Below are 17,199 nucleotides of genomic sequence, written 5' to 3' on the forward strand. Positions count from 1 at the left end.
TTGCACAAATGTTTACTTCATGTAACATTTATGTATACGCCACTCAGAATTCCGACATTCGTCATTTTCTCTGCCATTCGCGCATATACCCAAATGCCACAGCCGCATACAAATTGTTACATCCGACGCATTATGCGGTCATTGTTTGTCGATCACAGTAGACGAAATTGCAATCTAATCTTGCAAAAATGGAATCATAAGCAAATATAAACCTTTATCAAACCATGGTTAAGGACGTCAACTTCCTGTTATTTAAATAAACTTTCTTTGACCTCAGTCAATAACTGTCATCATTTTGTCAAAGAAAAGGAAAATAAATATTCTTAAAACATGTCACAAATTACGATTTTTTTTGACGGCAAATGTCCGCTTTGTGTACGCGAAATGCGTGCCTTAAAACGCTACGACGATCACAATCTGATTGCGCTCATCGATATCAACAGCGACCAGATGGCGGACTATCCCGACATCGATCCGGCCGAGGCACAGCGAATCATTCTTGCTTACAATAACCGTAACCAATTGATTCGCGGTTTGGATGTATTACACCAGGCTTGGAGACTGGTCGGAAAAGGCTGGATTTATGCACCGACACGTTGGCCGCTTATTAAGACGTTAGCCGACCAGTGTTATCTTCTGTTTGCTAAGCATCGTTACACCATATCACGCTGGCTGACAGGTCAAAGCCGCTGCGACAACAACCAATGTGGTCGATAGACGCCATATTTTAATATTTGTGCCTGTCTTATTGGCCAACAACAGCGCTTAAAAAAGCGACGGTTTTACACTGTAAACCGTCGCTTCTGGAACATTAAAACTTTGAACAAGATCTCTTTGTTATCAAATAGTTAATAACCATTCTCGTGTAACATCAATCTGTTAATTACGCTGTTTTTTGGCTATCGTTTTTAACGGCCTTAATCAATACCGATGTGTCCATTCTGCCATCGCCTTGCGCTGACAATGCCCGGTACGCCTGGGCGGTTTTTTCGGTCATCGGCAAACGGATTCCCTGCCGCTCAGCTTCATCGAGACAGAAACCGAGATCTTTAATCATCCAGTCAATCGCAAAACCGAAATCAAACTGATTCTCGGCCATGGTTTGCGCCCGATTTTCCATCTGCCACGAGCCGGCAGCACCATTTTTCAGGCAAGCGACCAGAGTAGCAATATCCAACCCGGCATTTTCAGCCAGAATCAGCCCCTCTGACAACCCGTTCAGCACTCCGGCAATACAGATCTGATTGACCATTTTGGCACGTTGCCCCTGCCCTACCGCGCCCATCAGCACCGACGAGCGACCATAAGCATCAAACACCGGCTGCAATTGATCAAACAGCGCTTTTTCACCGCCACACATAATGGTCAGAACCCCATTCTCAGCCCCGGCCTGGCCACCGGAAACCGGCGCGTCCATAAAACGCACACCAACGTGTTGCGCCGCTGCGGCGAGTTCTTCAGCCAACAATGCAGAGGTAGTCGTATGGTCGACCAAAATTGCACCTGGCTGCATAAATGCTAAAGCACCGCTGGCGCTGGTGGTCATGCAGCGCACGTCATCGTCATTCCCAACGCAGGTCAATACTACCTCGGCATGGCGCACACACTCTTCAACCGTCGCTGCATAGTGGCCACCAAACTGCTCAGCCCACGCTTTGGCTTTCGCTTCGGTGCGGTTGTAAACCGTCACGGTAAAACCAGCTTTGACAAGATGACCGGCCATCGGATAGCCCATCACACCTAAACCAATAAAACTGACATTCATAATTGACTCCTTATTGAGGCTGCCCTTTTCACCGCGCTGCCATCACAAATTGCAGACACAAAAAAGCCGGGCTCAGCCCGGCTCTTCAATGATTAGATTTCAGCGTTGTGGTAAACCTGCTGAACATCGTCACAATCATCCAGCATATCCAGGAACTTCTGGAATTTCTCAGCATCTTCACCGGCAATCGCAGTGCGGTTCTGAGGAACGAACGTGACTTCTTCAACGTCGATAGTTAGATCCGGGAATGCGGTACCCAGAGCAGTTTTCACTTTGAAGAATTCCGTGTTTGGAGCAAAGACAGTGATCACACCATCTTCCAGCTCGATATCAGTCACGTCAGCATCTTCCATCATCAACGCTTCCAGTACGGCTTCTTCATCGTCGCCCTGGAACTGGAATACAGCCTGGTGATCAAACATGTGTGAAACCACACCTGGCGTACCAATCTTAGCGCCGGTCTTAACGAAACACTGGCGAACATCCTGGAAAGTACGGTTACCGTTGTCAGTCAGACAGTCAACGATCACGCTGATACCGCCAGGGCCAAAACCTTCGTAACGTGCTGGTTGGTAATCTTCACCACCGCCGCCACTGGCTTTATCAATCGCCTTTTCGATAACGTGTGCTGGTACCTGGTCTTTTTTCGCCTTAGTGATCAGGTGACGCAGAGACAGATTCATCTCAGGGTCTGAACCACCGTTCTTAGCACACACGTAAATTTCTTTACCGTATTTGGAATAAACTTTAATTTTTGCGCCTTGAGTTTTCGCCATTGAGGCTTTGCGCACTTCAAAACTTCTTCCCATCGGGATGTTCTCTCTAGTTCAAAATTTAATGCGACGGATTTTAGCAGAAAATCAAATTTCTGCAGAGGGCCAAGCGTTACATTACGCCCATCACTCGTTTGTACTTATCAACCGACTGTTGAAACCACGCTTTCTCCGCCTCGGAGCTGAGCTTGGCTAGTTGCTTAGTGATCTCTTCCGGTCCGCCTTTTGCCTGCTTCATCTTCCAAACTAAAAAAGAAGCCTGTTTATCGAGTTCAATTTTGTTTTTCTCTGCAGCATCCAGCAGCGCAAGGTTGAAAGACATTAGTAAGCCCACAGTAGATAGATAAGGTGGGGCGAAATATAGCATAGGAATGGTAAAAATTAAGAGTCAAAATGTCGCTTTAAGCGGCTTTCATCAATAAAAGCGCTAAAAATACAAAGGGTGGCTTACGCCACCCTTGTCAATATGCCGATCAGGTTGTGTTAATGCAACAGACCTAATTCCTTGGCTTCCTCGATGGATAATCCGCTTTCCCGGATCTCGCGCAGTGTTTCGATACGACGGCGCGCTTCCGCTGATTTCAGATTCTTCACCGGACGTTGAGTCTCGACTTCTTCAGCGAGATCCCAACTACTTGCAATATGTGTCATTTCATCATGGTCAATTGAATTGATGGACATTCTAACCTCCGAACAAACCATGCCAGGGACAGCTAATCTGTAGCAAACGGGTAAATCGTTGTTAAGCAGATTTAGACCAGAATGTGATTCAAACGATAGTTCAGAAATCTAAATTTGTCCGCCTGCATTTATCTTTTGCCGACCCGCAAAACTCGAAGTACATTTAAAAATCGTCGCCTGAAAATAAAGCCGATCCAGTTCTCATTTCTCATCCCGTTGATTGCTCACCAGCGCAGCAAAACACCGTGTCAGCCGTTATACAACAAGACTCCTAAACTTTTTCCAGTGCCACTATCATCCGTGTCCTGAGCATATTTGGTCCTGCATAACCAACTGCTGTTTTACTGCTCTTACACACCACAGTTCCTGAACGTACGAAAGCATGATCAAGGAGTGGCAGAAACAGCAGATCAATCACCCTCCCCTGCGATAAGATTCAGCGTTAACGACCCGAAACTCGCTAGACGGAACAATGATCAAGGCGATAATGATCAAGAGCAATGCCCGGTCTGTTTACCCCGATCCCTTCATTCAGCCGGGACAGTTGCCTGTTGCGGGATCGATTTTTGGTGCTCGAAGATTGCGCGATATAGCGCAACGATCAGCAATTCACGGACACATGATCAAGGAAATCGCTCCAGGAAGGTAAAACGGATTAAAGTGATGTGATTGAATTTAAGACAAAAAAAAGCGAGTTCTTAGGGAGAACTCGCAAAATAATTCAGAATGAATCTAACAATATGAGCCAATCTATTAATTCATCAGATAGGGCAAAAGGTTGTCTATTCGCTAATAACGATACGCAAACCTGTCACCGCTTTTGTCAGGCCTTTGTCAGGGTTGTGTTCAGTGTTGGTTGAGGTTTTCACACTCCGATTGCGACCTCATCCAGGGCGCGGAATACCATGTCATCCAGATGGCCTTCAAACACCTGCTTACACACTTTGCGTCGCACTGCCAGGCCAGAAATCAACCGCTCGACCGACAGATGCTTGTTCTGATTTTGGGTGTTATACAACTCAATCACCTTACTCAGTGTCTCGTACGGAATAACGTTGTCATCCACACGCAGCCAATCCAGCTTATCTATCAGCTCCACACACTCTTCCCGGATAGAGGAAGGGGAATGCCCTGTCATAGCGGCTAAAGCCGTTATACTGCGTTCCAGAGCCTCTGGAGAGGTATATTTGGATAAGGTTATGGTAATCTCGTCCGCGTTGATCTCTACCAGGTGTTTACGTTGCTTAACCCGACGCCCTAGTTTACCGCGCGGAGAAGGCGCTTTACGCTGAATAGGTTCAAATTCGCCATCGATGATTTCTGACAGTTCATCCAGTTTCTGACGTGACACCATTTCATGTCTCAGCGGATTCGGAAGGGTTGGCGCCATATTACGTTTGCCAGCATTGGTGGTTTTGGCTCGTGAGTAACGCAGTACTTCTTCGACATCACATTTGATATCAACCTGATAATCGATCACTTTACCTTTGTCGATCGAAGTGGTGATCGTCAAATGGTAACCCCACAAATTCACCACAAACAGATCGTCGGTCCCTTTACCGTCTGACAAGCGCTTGAGTTCGCGGATCAGATCCATTGAAAAGCGCCGCCATTCAATATTACGCGCCAGCTTCTGGTTAAGTTCGCTCAGCAGCATCACATCCGTGTGGCGACGTGACATACGGCTACGAAAATAAGAGTAGAGCTGGAATACCAGAGTGTGTTGCTTCAGGATCTCCGGCGGGAACAAGAAGAAGTAGTCCCGGGTCATCAGCTCTTCGAAGAATGAAGGTTCCCATACCAGAATATACAAATTCGGTTTGATCTTAATTTCACCATCACTCCCTTCCGTCGGTGCTTCTTCGGATGCGGTAATGGTGCGGGCCAGAAAACGAAAACGATCACTTTTGAAGCCTTCCGGCATGTTTTCACTCAGCCAGCGTCCGGTCAGTTCGTGCAATTGAAAGTCGGTAAATTCAATTCGATCAATACTGTCACGAATAGAATCGCGCGCCGGGCCACTGTCTTTTTTACCGCGCAATGAGAGAATATCGGTGATATAGAGCGGTGTTTTATTCGGTACGTGGCTGGCATTAAGTTGATAGTCTTCATGATGATGATCATGATACTGAACGGTCAGGGTAAACAGAGCAAACAGAGTCATCAGATCGTCAACCGTCATGATATTCTTTGACGATCGTGTTTCGATCACAGCTCGGGTACCGGAGATCGACACCATGGATTTTTGGTAACTTTTACGCGTTCGTGGCGGAGCCAGCGCCTGATCGATAATACCCGCCCAATTCGTTGGAGAAACAACGAACTGATCTGCTTCATCTTTCATTGCTGGTGGCGTATTCAAGCCGTGTTCCGTGAGTAAACGTTGATTTACCTGAGTTTGGGCCAGCGCTTTGGAGCGTTTGCGTTTTTCGGTCTGCTTAACGGATTCTGTCATCAGGCTGGTTGATCCTAATACTGAGATCAACTGATTGGGGTTAACAAACCGGTGCAGCATGGTTTTCCCCGCCAGGCCCTCTTCGAAACGCACCGGGACCTGTTTAAACAGACCGATCGATACCGCAGCGCGCAGGCGTTGCTGGATCGCAGCACGTGTCAGCTGACCATCGGTGGCATCGATCAATTCAGTGGTTGAAACTAAGCCATCCCTACTACGAAAGCCTCGTAGTGAGATCAAGTTCAGGAGTTCAACAATACTCTTAGTTACACCTTTAAAATGCTGATATTGTTCAATCCAGTCTACTGCTGTTTCAGAAACCTCAAAGAGATGTCCATCTTTGTGGCTTCTGGGTGCCTTTATCAGCAATTTATTTTCTGATGCCATTATTCGATCCGTATCACACTAGCCGTAATATCGCTATAGTTCCAAGAGAATAAAGAAAAAGAGATCATAAATAAAGAAAAAATTGTTGGTTTTAAATAACTGATCTTTCTGATTATATTGATATAAGATGATTAGAGTGATCATATGATCTGAGTCCAAAGTTACCTCTAATGCATTGTTTTAGCTTGTCTTTTTTTTACACCTCTCGAAAGCATGATCATAGTAATTTCGAAACGATGATCATTAACTTATTGAAAGCATGATCAAACTTCTCTGAAACCATGATCATGAACAGCATGAATCAATGATCAACGCATTCTGCAAACGATGATCAAGGCCGATACACACTTTATCCACAAGCTGAGAAATAACAGTATGTTAAACCTGAGCTGTTTCTCATTTTCTGTTCGTGATCTTAGCGGAAGCATGATCAAGAGTTTCATCAATCCGGGTCAGTGTGCGGCTAAAATCGCCATTTTCTGAATCCATCGACAGGCTCGTACTTATCAGCGCTTGCTTATTGTGGTGTGAAACTGCATCGAAAGCATGATCATGGCCTGTATACTGTCAACGCTGTTACTTGAATAGGATTCATCACCGGGCTTTGAATGGCCGTATTCGTCGCTAACCCTGATTGTAATTGACGTTGTCCGTAGTTCTGCCGGAATTTTTCATGCTTCCGTAAATGCATTGCTCTTGATCATTGATCCGATCCAGGATCAACTTGGCGGGGATGAATTGGCGCTGCGAGATGATCAAAAATAACCTTGATCATGTTTCCTGTACCAGCCATAGTGACCGGAAGCATGATCATCATTGTAGCCTTGATCATGCTTTCATTGCTAACTTGCTGAGTGCGCTCAATTCGGTCTAATGATCAAGATACGCACCTTATGCTCGGATTTTGTTCTGGTAGGTGAATGATTGAAATTGAAATGACAGGCTCCGTAATTTAAGCCGCACAGATAATCGTTCCGGTAAAATTAGGCGAGTGCATCACCAGAGAGACGCAGTGGGCGAATTGATGTACTTTGTAATGGTTTTACATTGTAAATAAGTGACGCTGTGACTTTTTAAAAGTTTGCGGGTTTGATTATGTTATTACGCTAGTTTTAAACGATGATTTTTCAGCCTTTAAGTCTTATTCGATAAAAGTTGTGTTAAAAATCTATTTAATGTGATTGTTATCTAAAAGTGATTGTTCACCTTTTTATTGTATATAGTTAATATTGCTGTACAATTCGACTTAAAGCACTAATCACGGAATTTGGCTATGAAAAGAGAACAAACGATAGACAATCTCTACCAGCTAGCGGAACAGACACAGCAAGTCCAATCTGACCGAATTGAGATTGTGTTGGAGGAACGTCGTGACGAACACTTTCCTCCGATGTCCAAGGCGCTAATGGAAACCCGTTCAGGTTTGACACGTCGTAAACTGGATGAGGCAATAGCAAAAATGGAAGAGGCCGGGCATCAGTTTACAAAAAACAACGCCAACCACTACTCCATTTCTCTCTCTGAAGCACATATGCTGATGGATGCGGCGGGTATCCCCAAATTCCACCAACGTAAGAAAAATACGGATAATAAACCGTGGATTATTAACGTTCAGAATCAGAAGGGTGGTACCGGTAAGTCGATGACAGCGGTCCATCTGGCGGCGTGTCTGGCACTCAACCTCGATAAACGTTATCGCATTTGTCTGATTGACTTGGATCCCCAAGGCTCACTGCGTTTGTTCCTTAACCCGCAGATCAGCCTGGCAGAGCACAACAACATCTATTCAGCGGTCGACATTATGCTCGACAATGTGCCGGAAGAAGTTGAGGTTGACAAAGCATTCCTGCAAAAAAATGTGATGCTTTCGACTCAGTATCCAAACCTGAAAACCATTTCTGCGTTTCCGGAAGATGCGATGTTTAACGCGGAAGCGTGGCAATACCTGTCTCAGAATCAGTCGCTGGATATTGTGCGTTTGCTAAAAGAAAAGCTGATTGACAAGATTGCTGACGAGTTCGATGTCATCATGATTGATACTGGCCCGCACGTCGACCCGCTGGTGTGGAATGCGATGTATGCTTCGAATGCGTTATTGATTCCATGTGCCGCGAAGCGTCTCGACTGGGCATCGACCGTGAACTTCTTTCAGCATTTACCGACCGTGTATGAAATGTTTCCGGATGATTGGAAAGGGCTGGAATTTGTTCGTTTGATGCCGACCATGTTTGAAGATGACAACAAGAAACAAGTGTCAGTCCTGACCGAAATGAACTACCTGCTCGGTGATCAGGTCATGATGGCAACCATTCCGCGTAGCCGTGCTTTTGAAACTTGTGCCGATACTTACAGCACTGTATTCGATCTCACCACGGGTGATTTTGAAGGCGGTAAGAAAACGCTGGCCACGGCTCAGGATGCAGTGCAAAAGAGTGCGCTGGAACTGGAACGCGTGCTTCACTCAAATTGGACTTCACTTAACCAGGGGTAAGTAACACATGGCAATTAAAACGTCTGATCTGAATGCAAAACTGTTTGGCAAGGCCAATAAACGTCGTGCGTCAACACCCGCGGAAGCTCAGGCTGCAGCCAAAGAGCAGGCGCAGGTGATTGAACTGTCTGTGGCCGGTGAAGAGCTGGTGACTTTCGAACTGGTACGTATACCTGCTGACGAAGTAGAGAGTCAGACCCGGGTATTTGCCGAAAACGCCCGTGAACAGGCTTTTCTTAACGAGCATGCCCTGTCGGATGTCCTGACCACCTTACGTGAACGTGGGCAACAGTATCCGGCGGTCGGACGCCGTTGTGAGGATGGCCGTATTGAGGTTCTCGATGGCAGCCGTCGTCGTATGTCTTGTATTTTGGCCGGCCAAGAGTTCTTGATTTACGTTGGTGAGCACATTAATGGCGAACACGCCAAGTTCCTGTCTGACGTAGCGAATGCGCATAAACCTCTGTCGCTGTATGAGAAAGGGCGTGAAATGCAGGCCAAACTCGACAGCGGTGAAGCAGAAGATCAGAAAGCGCTGGCTAAGATATTCCAGTGCAGTGAAGCTCTGGTCAGCGGCGCGCTGAAAGCCGCGGCACTGCCACTTGAGTTGCTGCAGGCTTATCCTAATGTGGTAGAACTGGGTCGGCCGACCATCGTCAAGCTGCATAAGCAGTTTAATGACCTGAGTGAAGCCCAGCAGCGCGAGCTGTTGGCTAAGTGTCATCAGAGTGATGGTTTCGTCTGGCAGCGTTGTGATGCTCAGGGTGTTGCCCGTATCACCAAAGAAGTAACTGAGACGCTGGAATCCTGGATTCAGGAACTGGTCCCCCCCAAGCGTGCCGTGAGCAACAAGGTTGATCTTATCAAAGGTCGTGCAAGTTATGCGCGCAAAGGCTCTAATCTGGCGCTGAATCTGAAAAAAGTCGACGATGCGTTGATGAAAGAGATTCTGGAATTTGTTGAGCAGAAACTGAGTTGATACAACCTGGCTCTCGCCTGTGCAAAAGCCCGCTTATGAAGCGGGCTTTTTTGATAGGTGTAGGTTACGGCCAGAGCTTTAGTTTCTCAGGCGCTGCCAGTATTTTTCGTAGATAGCCAGCGCTTGCGGGCCGACATCATTGATGAATTCGCCTTTCGCCATATCTTCATCAGAAGGGAAGATAGTGGTGTTGTTACGCAGCGCTTCCGGCAGCAAGGCTCGTCCGCCTTTGGTTGCTGAGGCATAACCCAGGCTGTTGACGATTTCGGCCTGGTTTTCAGGCTGGTACATAAAGTTGATAAACTTATGTGCCAGGGCTTTTTGTTGGCTGCCGGACGGGATGGTGAAGTTGTCCATCCACAATACCGCCCCTTCTTCCGGCATAACAAACTTCAGTTCCGGCATATCTTGTTGTCCCTGATAGGCGTTGCCGTTCCATTGCATACCTAAGGTCGCTTCACCTGATACGTAAGGTACATGCGGCGCGTCTGAGTTATACAGCAAAACGTTATCTTTCAGCGCTGCGAGAGATTGGTACGCTTTTTCAATTTCTTGCTCGTTTTTGGTATTGATGCTGTAACCATTCATTTTAAGCGCCATACCAAACACATCACGGATGTCGTCGATCAGCATGACTTGCTGGCGGTATTGGCTGTCCCATAAATCTTGCCATTTAGTGATGCCTTGCGGGATGGCTGTTTCGTTGTAACTTAATCCGGTCACCCCCCAGATGTACGGCAATGAATACTTGTTTTGTGGATCATGAGCCTGACCAAGCAGGGCAGGCACCGTATCCTTCATGTTCGGGATTTGGTTGTGGTCGAGTTCGCTCAACAAACCTTCACGGCCCATTTTTTCGATAAAATAGGCGGAGGCGAACACCACATCATAACCACTGCCTTTGAGAAGTTTGAGCTTGGTATACATCGACTCATTATTCTCGAAAGTAGAATAGTTGATGGTGACACCTTCTTGCTGTTCAAACTTTTTCAACGATGCTTCAGGCAGGTAACCGCCCCAGGCATACACGTTCAGGCTTTGTGTTTCAGCGTTGACTTGCGACGCCGCGACGGCCGCAGCCAATACCAATCCTTTGATGAAATGTTTCATTGCATTTGCTTTCCTCTGGCCCAGCACCATACTGGATTTCTGTTGCATCATTAGTGAAATCAGGTTCTTAATAAAGCAAATATAATTTGTCGTTTTGGCAAAAAATTTTCACTGTGGAGCGCGATTCTGTTGCTACGCAACGATAGCGCTCTTATCGCTGCTGATGCGTGTGCTAACATGGAGCCAGGGTTATTCAGAGCAAAGTTTATGACAATTTCCAGTGCAGACATTTCTCACTTTCTTTTGCAATTATCACAACAAGCCAAACAGCAGCATTGCCGCTTTGGGGTGCGTATTGCTGCCACAGTGCCATGGCATGACTCCATATTAGCAGATTGTCTGAGTGACAAATCTTCGGTTGCAACTGTCTTTCAGTTGGGCGGTGAGCATGTGACGCATGCTGAACATGTTGCCTTTAACAAAGGCCAGCAGTTTCTCGGACGTGAATGCCAGTTGCTGATTTGTGATGTCTCGGCGGGGCTGGACGCAAATAGTTTCAGTGCGGCGTTAGGGACTTTAGTCGGCGGCGGGCTGTTGATTGTGCTAGGGGAGCTACCGCAAAAAAACAGTCCCGCCACGCAGTGGCTGAATCGCTGTCTGGATGAACTGCCAGTGATTACGCCGCGACAATTACCGCTAATGCCTGCCCGGCAACAGCCATTCGGCGATATCGATTTTTCTCAGCAGAATGACGCAATCGATAATGTCGAACGGGTAGTCAGCGGGCACCGTAAGCGGCCACTGGTGTTAACCGCCGATCGCGGACGCGGGAAAAGCAGTGCACTGGGCATGGCGGCGGCGCGTTTAATGCAAAGCCGTAATTTGCACATCCTGGTTACGGCGCCGTCTTTAGCCAGTGTGGCTCCGCTTTTTCGACATGCCGAGCTCGGTTTACAAGACGCGGTGATAAAAAGAGGGGAGATTCGATTCGGACAGTCGAGTTTGCGTTTTGTTGCACCGGATGAGTTAATCAGTCAGACGCCGGATTGCGATCTGTTGTTGGTCGACGAGGCGGCGGCGCTGCCACTGCCTTGGTTAATTGCGTTGGTGGACCGTTATCATCGCGCGGTGTTTTCTACCACGATTCATGGTTATGAAGGATGCGGGCGTGGCTTTACGCTCAAATTCCTTCACTGGCTACAGCAAGAGCGTCCGCAATTTCGCAGTCAGCATATTGACCAACCGATTCGCTGGAGCCTGGGTGATCCGCTGGAAGCATGGCATCGACGCGCGTTTTTACTTGATTATGAATTTCCAGCTTTGGCTGCAGATTTCTCCATCGCTGCGGTTGGTTATCAGCAGGTGAGTAAACAGCAACTGTTGCAGCAGCCACAACTGCTGTCTGAGATCTTCTCTTTATTGGTCAATGCTCATTATCAAACATCACCTAACGACCTGCTGCATCTGCTGGGTGATGAGGCCATGTCGGTGTATGTTGCTAAATCTGGGCAACAGGAGGCTAAATTTGGACAACAGATCGTGGGCTGCATTCTTGCGGTGCGCGAAGGTGGCCTGAATGCTGAGCTGATTACTCAGATTCAGCTCGGCGCCCGGCGCCCGAGAGGTCAGTTAGCGCCAGTGACGTTAGCCAATCAACTCGGGCTGACTGAGGCTGCGCAGCAAGCCTGTTGGCGGGTAATGCGGATTGCTGTGCACCCACAGTGCCAGCAACTCGGGCTTGGGTCTCAATTACTGCAGCACTTTATTGCGCACAATCCGGCGGACTATTACGCGACGAGCTTTGGCGCGACCAAGCATCTGATTCACTTTTGGCTCAGCAACCAATTTCGAGCGGTCAAGCTCGGCTCGCAGCGCGATCAAGCCAGTGGCTGTTATTCACTGTTAATGGTCCGGGCGTCTGGTGGTGATTGGATGTCATCAGCTGAGCAGCAGTTTTATCAGCATCTGTGTTATGAATTAAAAGATAGTTTGCAGGGATTGGATACGGGGCTGGTGCAAGCGTTGATGGCGGCACGCCAGTCAGCAAGTTCTGACCAGACCGTCCCCTATCACTTATTGTCCGGCTATGCTCACGGTGGCGCGAACTACGAAAGTGTTGCCGTTTGGATTGAGCAACTTTTACTGGCTTTAGCGCCGCAGCAGTGGCTGGAGCTATCTGAGCTGATGATTGCGAAAGTGGTCCAGCAACGGTCATGGCAAGAATGTGCCAGACGTTATCATTACACTGGTCGTAAACAGGCCGAACAGGACATCCGTACGGAGTTGGCTAAGTTACTGAGTAATTTACACTGTAAACTGACAGCCTGAAGTTATTCGAGTGTAAATCGCGTTACCCGATTTACACTGTAAATGGGTGTGATCAACCCGACATAACAAAAAAGTCCTATTGGTCTCATTGAACCGGTAGGACTTTTTGATTTGCTAATCAGATAAAAATTTCCTTTCTAATTTAATCGCTTATAACGCATCTTGTTTAAAAGCACCGGTTGCTGCATCCCGTATAAACGTTGTGGAGAATTTGCTAATTAAGCATTAGTTTCTACACTCATTTCATAAGACCAAAATTCGCATCCACGCACGTCAGTAAGGTGAAACTTCATGTTTTCTCTCAATGAAAGTCTGGATATCAGCAATGTCGTTGATTGCAAGGTTCAATATACCCAGTGGCTTCAACAGCACAGTGATGATGTCATTGTGCTTGATGCTGCCTGCGTGAATCGTGTTGATGCGGCTGGATTGCAGCTGCTGGTTTCATTTCATCATTCTGCTCGGGTGGCCGGAAAAGATTTACAGTTTCAAAACGTATCTGAGACGCTTGAGGAAGGCCTTAAAGTCTTGGGACTGGACAGCATACTTATGGGTGCTCAGTAATGAGAAGGAAAACGTGATGACTAAAATTCTCGCCGTCGATGATTCGATCTCTATTCGCCAGATGGTCAGTCATACTCTTAAAGACGCTGGCTTTGAAGTAGAAACGGCCAATGATGGCCAGGATGCGCTAATCAAGGCGCAGCGTACTAAATTTGATGTGATTATTTCCGATGTCAACATGCCTAACATGGGCGGCTTCGAATTGGTTAAAGCGATTCGGGGTAATCCACAGTACAAGTTTATTCCTATTCTGATGTTAACCACTGAAACCAGTACCGAGAAAAAACAGCAAGGCAAACAGGCCGGTGCGACCGGTTGGATAGTCAAACCGTTTAATCCGGACACGCTGCTCAAAACGCTGCAACGAGTCCTGTAACCACTGGGTAAACGCAGATTCTACGGGTAAGGATAAATTGTTAAATCAAAATCTGGTTAACAACCCAGAGCTCAACATCAGATAAGCAGTACTAGAAAAGATAAGCGATTTGGGCGTCACGAATAACGTTAATTGGTAGGGCAGGGTATGGCTTTAGATATGGAGCAACTGCGCAAGATGTTTTACGAGGAATGTCGTGAAAATCTTGAAGTGCTGGAAAATGTGTTACTACATCTCGACCCGCAACAGGCCGATGATGAAACCATTAATACTATTTTTCGGGCCGCCCATTCTATCAAAGGCGGTGCCGCGACATTCAATTTACTCGATATCAGCGAGTTTACCCATTCCGTTGAGGCTTATCTTGACCTGGTTCGCAACCATCAGACGCAACTCAGCAGTAACAGCGTCGATGTACTATTGAAAAGTTGCGACATGATACGCGAGTTACTTCATGGTCATGAACAGGGCTCTCCGTGTGACACGGCAATGACACATCAAGTCGGGCTCGAATTGAGCGCCTTGCTCAAAGGCACGGAACATCAAACGGGACAAAGTGGTCAACAAGCCGCAACGCCACTTCGTTCCGGCAGTGATTCCTCTGCCCACTCCGCGCCCGGAGAATGGCAATTACAGTTTGTACCTCATCGCGAGTTGTTCTTCAGTGGTAATGATCCGCTGCGTATTTTGCGTGAGTTGCAACAGCTTGACCCGCAATGCCAGCTCGACGTCGATAGCCGTGCTTTACCTGAATTGCTCGAACTCGAGCCTGAGCTGTGTTATCTGGCGTGGCGGATCCGGCTCAGTGCAGCGCTCGAAGAGAGTGACATTCGGGAGATATTTGAATGGGTTGAAGATGAATGTGACCTGCATCTTAATCGAATAGCGTCTGAGCTGCCGGGCAGCGAGGACATGGCTGCCGGTGACAATGATGCGCAAGGTGCAGCTTCGTCATCAACCCCGGCAGTCAATACCGCTGGTGACTTAACGCGTGTTGGGCAGGTTGAGGAAGGAGCGAAGGTCGCCACGCCTGATGTGAGTGCTGCAGCTAAGGTGAGTGCGGCGCCTATTCTAGCGGCTGAGCCTGTAGTCAAAGCGGCAGTGAAACCAGTCAAATCTGAATCCAGCGTCACTTCTATCAGGGTGGATATCGATAAAGTTGACAGCCTGATTAATCTGGTCGGCGAACTGGTGATTACCCAATCCATGTTAACCGAAATTGGCAACGACTTTTCGATGGATAAGCTGGAAAAACTCAAATCCGGCTTGGCGCAACTACTGCAAAATAGTAAAGATCTACAGGAAAACGTACTCAATATTCGCATGTTGCCAATGAGTTTTGCGTTTAGTCGCTTTCCCCGCTTGGTACGTGATTTGTGTGGCCGGCTGGAGAAAAAGGTAGAGCTTAAAATTGAAGGCGAAAATACCGAACTCGATAAAACCGTGCTGGAGCGTATTGTGGACCCGCTGGTTCACCTGGTGCGTAACGGCATTGACCACGGTATAGAGCAGCCACACCAGCGGCTGCAGGCCGGTAAATCAGAAACCGGTTGTGTGGAACTGAAAGCCTACCATCAGGGGGGCTCAATTGTTATTGAAGTCAAAGACGATGGTGCCGGGATTGATTGTGAGCGAATCTGGCGCAAGGCGGTGGAGAAAGGTGTGTTACCCGCAGACAGCCGACGCGAAGATATCAGTGATAAACAGGTGATGAGCCTGATTTTCGCTCCGGGATTTTCCACCGCAGAACAGGTGTCTGATATTTCCGGCCGCGGGGTGGGCATGGATGTAGTGAAACGCAACATTGAAGAGCTTGGCGGGCATATTGAGCTGGATTCTGAACTGGGACGCGGCAGCCATTTTACTATCAATCTGCCGCTGACCCTGGCTATCCTCGACGGCCAACTGGTTAAGGTTGGTCAGGAGGTCTACATCATTCCTCTGCTGACTATCATCGAATCGATCCAGATTAACCCCGCCTGCGTCAAACTGGCTTCCGGCGGTGTCGAACTGTATCGCTTGCGGGAAGACAATATTCCGATACTGCGCCTGCAGGATGAACTGGAAATGGGTGCCAGCGGCCCGCTGGATAAGCGCTTGCTCTGTTTTGTTGAAGCGGCGGGCAACCGGGTCGGTTTGCTGGTTGATGAGTTACTTGATCAGCAACAGGTGGTGATCAAGAGCCTGGAGTCCAATTATGCCAAGGTGGCCGGTATCTCGGGAGCAACCATTCTTGGAGATGGCTCGGTGTCTTTGATCCTGGATATTCAGGGGCTGATTACCAATTATCTGAAACGTCGCAGTCAGACCCAGAAAGTGATTGCTGCCTGATAACAAGGAGAGTTAGGAATGGATATCGAACATGCGCATCCGCTGCAACATGAATCCGTGGTTCATGCTGCGTTGATGGCCAGTCATGATGCTTCGGCAATGAATGCCGACTTTCTCAGTTTTCGTCTGGCCAGTGAATTGTATGGCGTGGCGATTTGCGACATTGAAGAAATCCGCGTCTGGGAGCATCCTACGCCGATTCCTCGCGCGCCTCATTTCGTCAAAGGAGTGATTAATCTGCGCGGTATGATAGTTCCTATCATGGATTTGCGTCTGCGTTTCGGCATCGGTTCTAACGATTATCTGCCGACTACCGTGGTGTTAGTGGTGCGCAGTGAGTTCGGTGAACAAACTCGTCTGATGGGCCTGGTAGTGGATGCGGTCAGTGACGTCATCGGCCAGGGTGACAACGAGTTGTTTCCCGCTATCGGCGAGACGTCAATTGCTCCGTATCTGCAAGGCCTGCTCAATGTCGGTGAAGAGGTGATGTCGCTGCTGGATACCGAAGCCCTGCTGGATATCCAGCGTTTACTGGGCGAGGAGGCGTGATGCACAGTCAGGAATTTTTAAGCTTCATTCTGGCACAAGATGAATATGGCGTACCCATTTTAGATGTACGTGAAGTGCGTGGCTGGAGCGAGGTACGTTCCGTCCCCAACGGTCCGGATTACTTACTCGGCGTTCTGGATATTCGTGGTGAATATGTGCCGATAGTTGATTTACGGCGTCGTTTCAATCTGGAACCGGCCTGCATTAGTGCCACCACCGTGGTGATTGTCCTTAATGACAGTGCCAAACAGCCGCTCGGACTTATCGTGGATGGTGTCGCTGAAGTGTACGAACTGTCGCAACAGCAGATAAAACCTGCGCCCGGTTTATCTTGTTCACAGCCGCAGCCTTTTATTAAAGGCATCGCCTCGGTCAAAAGTGGCCACCTAATTTTGATTGATGTTGAAGCTCTGTTTGATGTGAGCAAGCTGCAACACCATTCCGTCGAAGCTGCAATCATGTGAGGGAAT

The 17,199-nt window shown here is 47.9% G+C and carries 15 protein-coding genes; 9 read left to right on the forward strand and 6 right to left on the reverse strand.

Going from position 1 to position 17,199, the window contains the following annotated elements; all coding sequences use genetic code 11:
- The first annotated feature begins 330 nt into the window (after positions 1-330).
- Complete coding sequence (locus J0X00_RS01860) at positions 331-717, forward strand: DUF393 domain-containing protein (protein ID WP_282476855.1); 387 nt, start codon at positions 331-333, stop codon at positions 715-717.
- A 166-nt stretch (positions 718-883) separates the two neighbouring features.
- Here J0X00_RS01860 and J0X00_RS01865 read toward each other — a convergent pair whose 3' ends face one another.
- The 5 genes from J0X00_RS01865 to J0X00_RS01885 form a co-directional block, all read right to left on the reverse strand.
- Entirely contained in the window at positions 884-1,765 is an 882-nt protein-coding gene (locus J0X00_RS01865) for an NAD(P)-dependent oxidoreductase (protein WP_218561628.1), read from the reverse strand.
- A gap of 92 nt (positions 1,766-1,857) precedes the next feature.
- On the reverse strand, positions 1,858-2,574 hold the full coding sequence (locus tag J0X00_RS01870; protein ID WP_218561629.1) for a YebC/PmpR family DNA-binding transcriptional regulator: 717 nt from the start codon (positions 2,572-2,574) through the stop codon (positions 1,858-1,860).
- 76 nt (positions 2,575-2,650) lie between these two features.
- Positions 2,651-2,860 (reverse strand): DUF3283 family protein, encoded by a 210-nt coding sequence (locus tag J0X00_RS01875; protein ID WP_168796966.1) that lies wholly within the window; start codon positions 2,858-2,860, stop codon positions 2,651-2,653.
- A 161-nt stretch (positions 2,861-3,021) separates the two neighbouring features.
- The gene (locus J0X00_RS01880) at positions 3,022-3,219 is read right to left on the reverse strand and encodes a hypothetical protein (protein ID WP_136483661.1); all 198 of its coding nucleotides are present in this window, start codon (positions 3,217-3,219) and stop codon (positions 3,022-3,024) included.
- Between the two features lie 865 nt (positions 3,220-4,084).
- The gene (locus J0X00_RS01885) at positions 4,085-6,061 is read right to left on the reverse strand and encodes a replication initiator protein RctB domain-containing protein (RefSeq protein ID WP_136483660.1); all 1,977 of its coding nucleotides are present in this window, start codon (positions 6,059-6,061) and stop codon (positions 4,085-4,087) included.
- Positions 6,062-7,334: 1,273 nt separating this feature from the next.
- Between J0X00_RS01885 and J0X00_RS01890 the strand changes: the two genes are divergently transcribed.
- Together J0X00_RS01890 and J0X00_RS01895 are read left to right on the forward strand one after the other, a co-directional pair.
- Positions 7,335-8,552, forward strand: coding sequence for an AAA family ATPase (locus J0X00_RS01890; RefSeq protein WP_136483659.1), 1,218 nt, complete (start codon positions 7,335-7,337; stop codon positions 8,550-8,552).
- A 7-nt stretch (positions 8,553-8,559) separates the two neighbouring features.
- Complete coding sequence (locus J0X00_RS01895; protein ID WP_282476856.1) at positions 8,560-9,531, forward strand: ParB/RepB/Spo0J family partition protein; 972 nt, start codon at positions 8,560-8,562, stop codon at positions 9,529-9,531.
- 78 nt (positions 9,532-9,609) lie between these two features.
- On the opposite strand, the gene J0X00_RS01900 is transcribed toward J0X00_RS01895, so the two are convergent.
- A complete protein-coding gene (locus tag J0X00_RS01900; protein WP_136483657.1) occupies positions 9,610-10,641 on the reverse strand; it encodes a spermidine/putrescine ABC transporter substrate-binding protein in 1,032 nt (343 codons plus the stop codon).
- A 207-nt stretch (positions 10,642-10,848) separates the two neighbouring features.
- Between J0X00_RS01900 and J0X00_RS01905 the strand changes: the two genes are divergently transcribed.
- The 6 genes from J0X00_RS01905 (at position 10,849) to J0X00_RS01930 (ending at position 17,193) form a co-directional block, all read left to right on the forward strand.
- Positions 10,849-12,909 carry a GNAT family N-acetyltransferase gene (locus J0X00_RS01905; protein ID WP_282476857.1) on the forward strand — a complete coding sequence of 687 codons (2,061 nt, stop codon included), beginning with the start codon at positions 10,849-10,851 and terminating at the stop codon, positions 12,907-12,909.
- Positions 12,910-13,200: 291 nt separating this feature from the next.
- On the forward strand, positions 13,201-13,473 hold the full coding sequence (locus J0X00_RS01910) for an STAS domain-containing protein (RefSeq protein ID WP_136483655.1): 273 nt from the start codon (positions 13,201-13,203) through the stop codon (positions 13,471-13,473).
- Between the two features lie 16 nt (positions 13,474-13,489).
- Positions 13,490-13,849: a response regulator gene (locus J0X00_RS01915; RefSeq protein ID WP_136483654.1), complete on the forward strand. Its 360-nt coding sequence runs from the start codon at positions 13,490-13,492 to the stop codon at positions 13,847-13,849.
- Between the two features lie 147 nt (positions 13,850-13,996).
- Complete coding sequence (locus tag J0X00_RS01920; protein ID WP_282476858.1) at positions 13,997-16,180, forward strand: chemotaxis protein CheA; 2,184 nt, start codon at positions 13,997-13,999, stop codon at positions 16,178-16,180.
- A 75-nt stretch (positions 16,181-16,255) separates the two neighbouring features.
- The gene (locus J0X00_RS01925; RefSeq protein WP_256611910.1) at positions 16,256-16,729 is read left to right on the forward strand and encodes a chemotaxis protein CheW; all 474 of its coding nucleotides are present in this window, start codon (positions 16,256-16,258) and stop codon (positions 16,727-16,729) included.
- Positions 16,729-17,193 (forward strand): chemotaxis protein CheW, encoded by a 465-nt coding sequence (locus J0X00_RS01930; RefSeq protein WP_136483651.1) that lies wholly within the window; start codon positions 16,729-16,731, stop codon positions 17,191-17,193. The genes J0X00_RS01925 and J0X00_RS01930 overlap by 1 nt, the downstream gene beginning before the upstream one ends.
- Positions 17,194-17,199: the final 6 nt, after the last annotated feature.

Source organism: Vibrio sp. ABG19, from assembly GCF_029962385.1.
Lineage (GTDB): Bacteria > Pseudomonadota > Gammaproteobacteria > Enterobacterales > Vibrionaceae > Vibrio > Vibrio ostreae.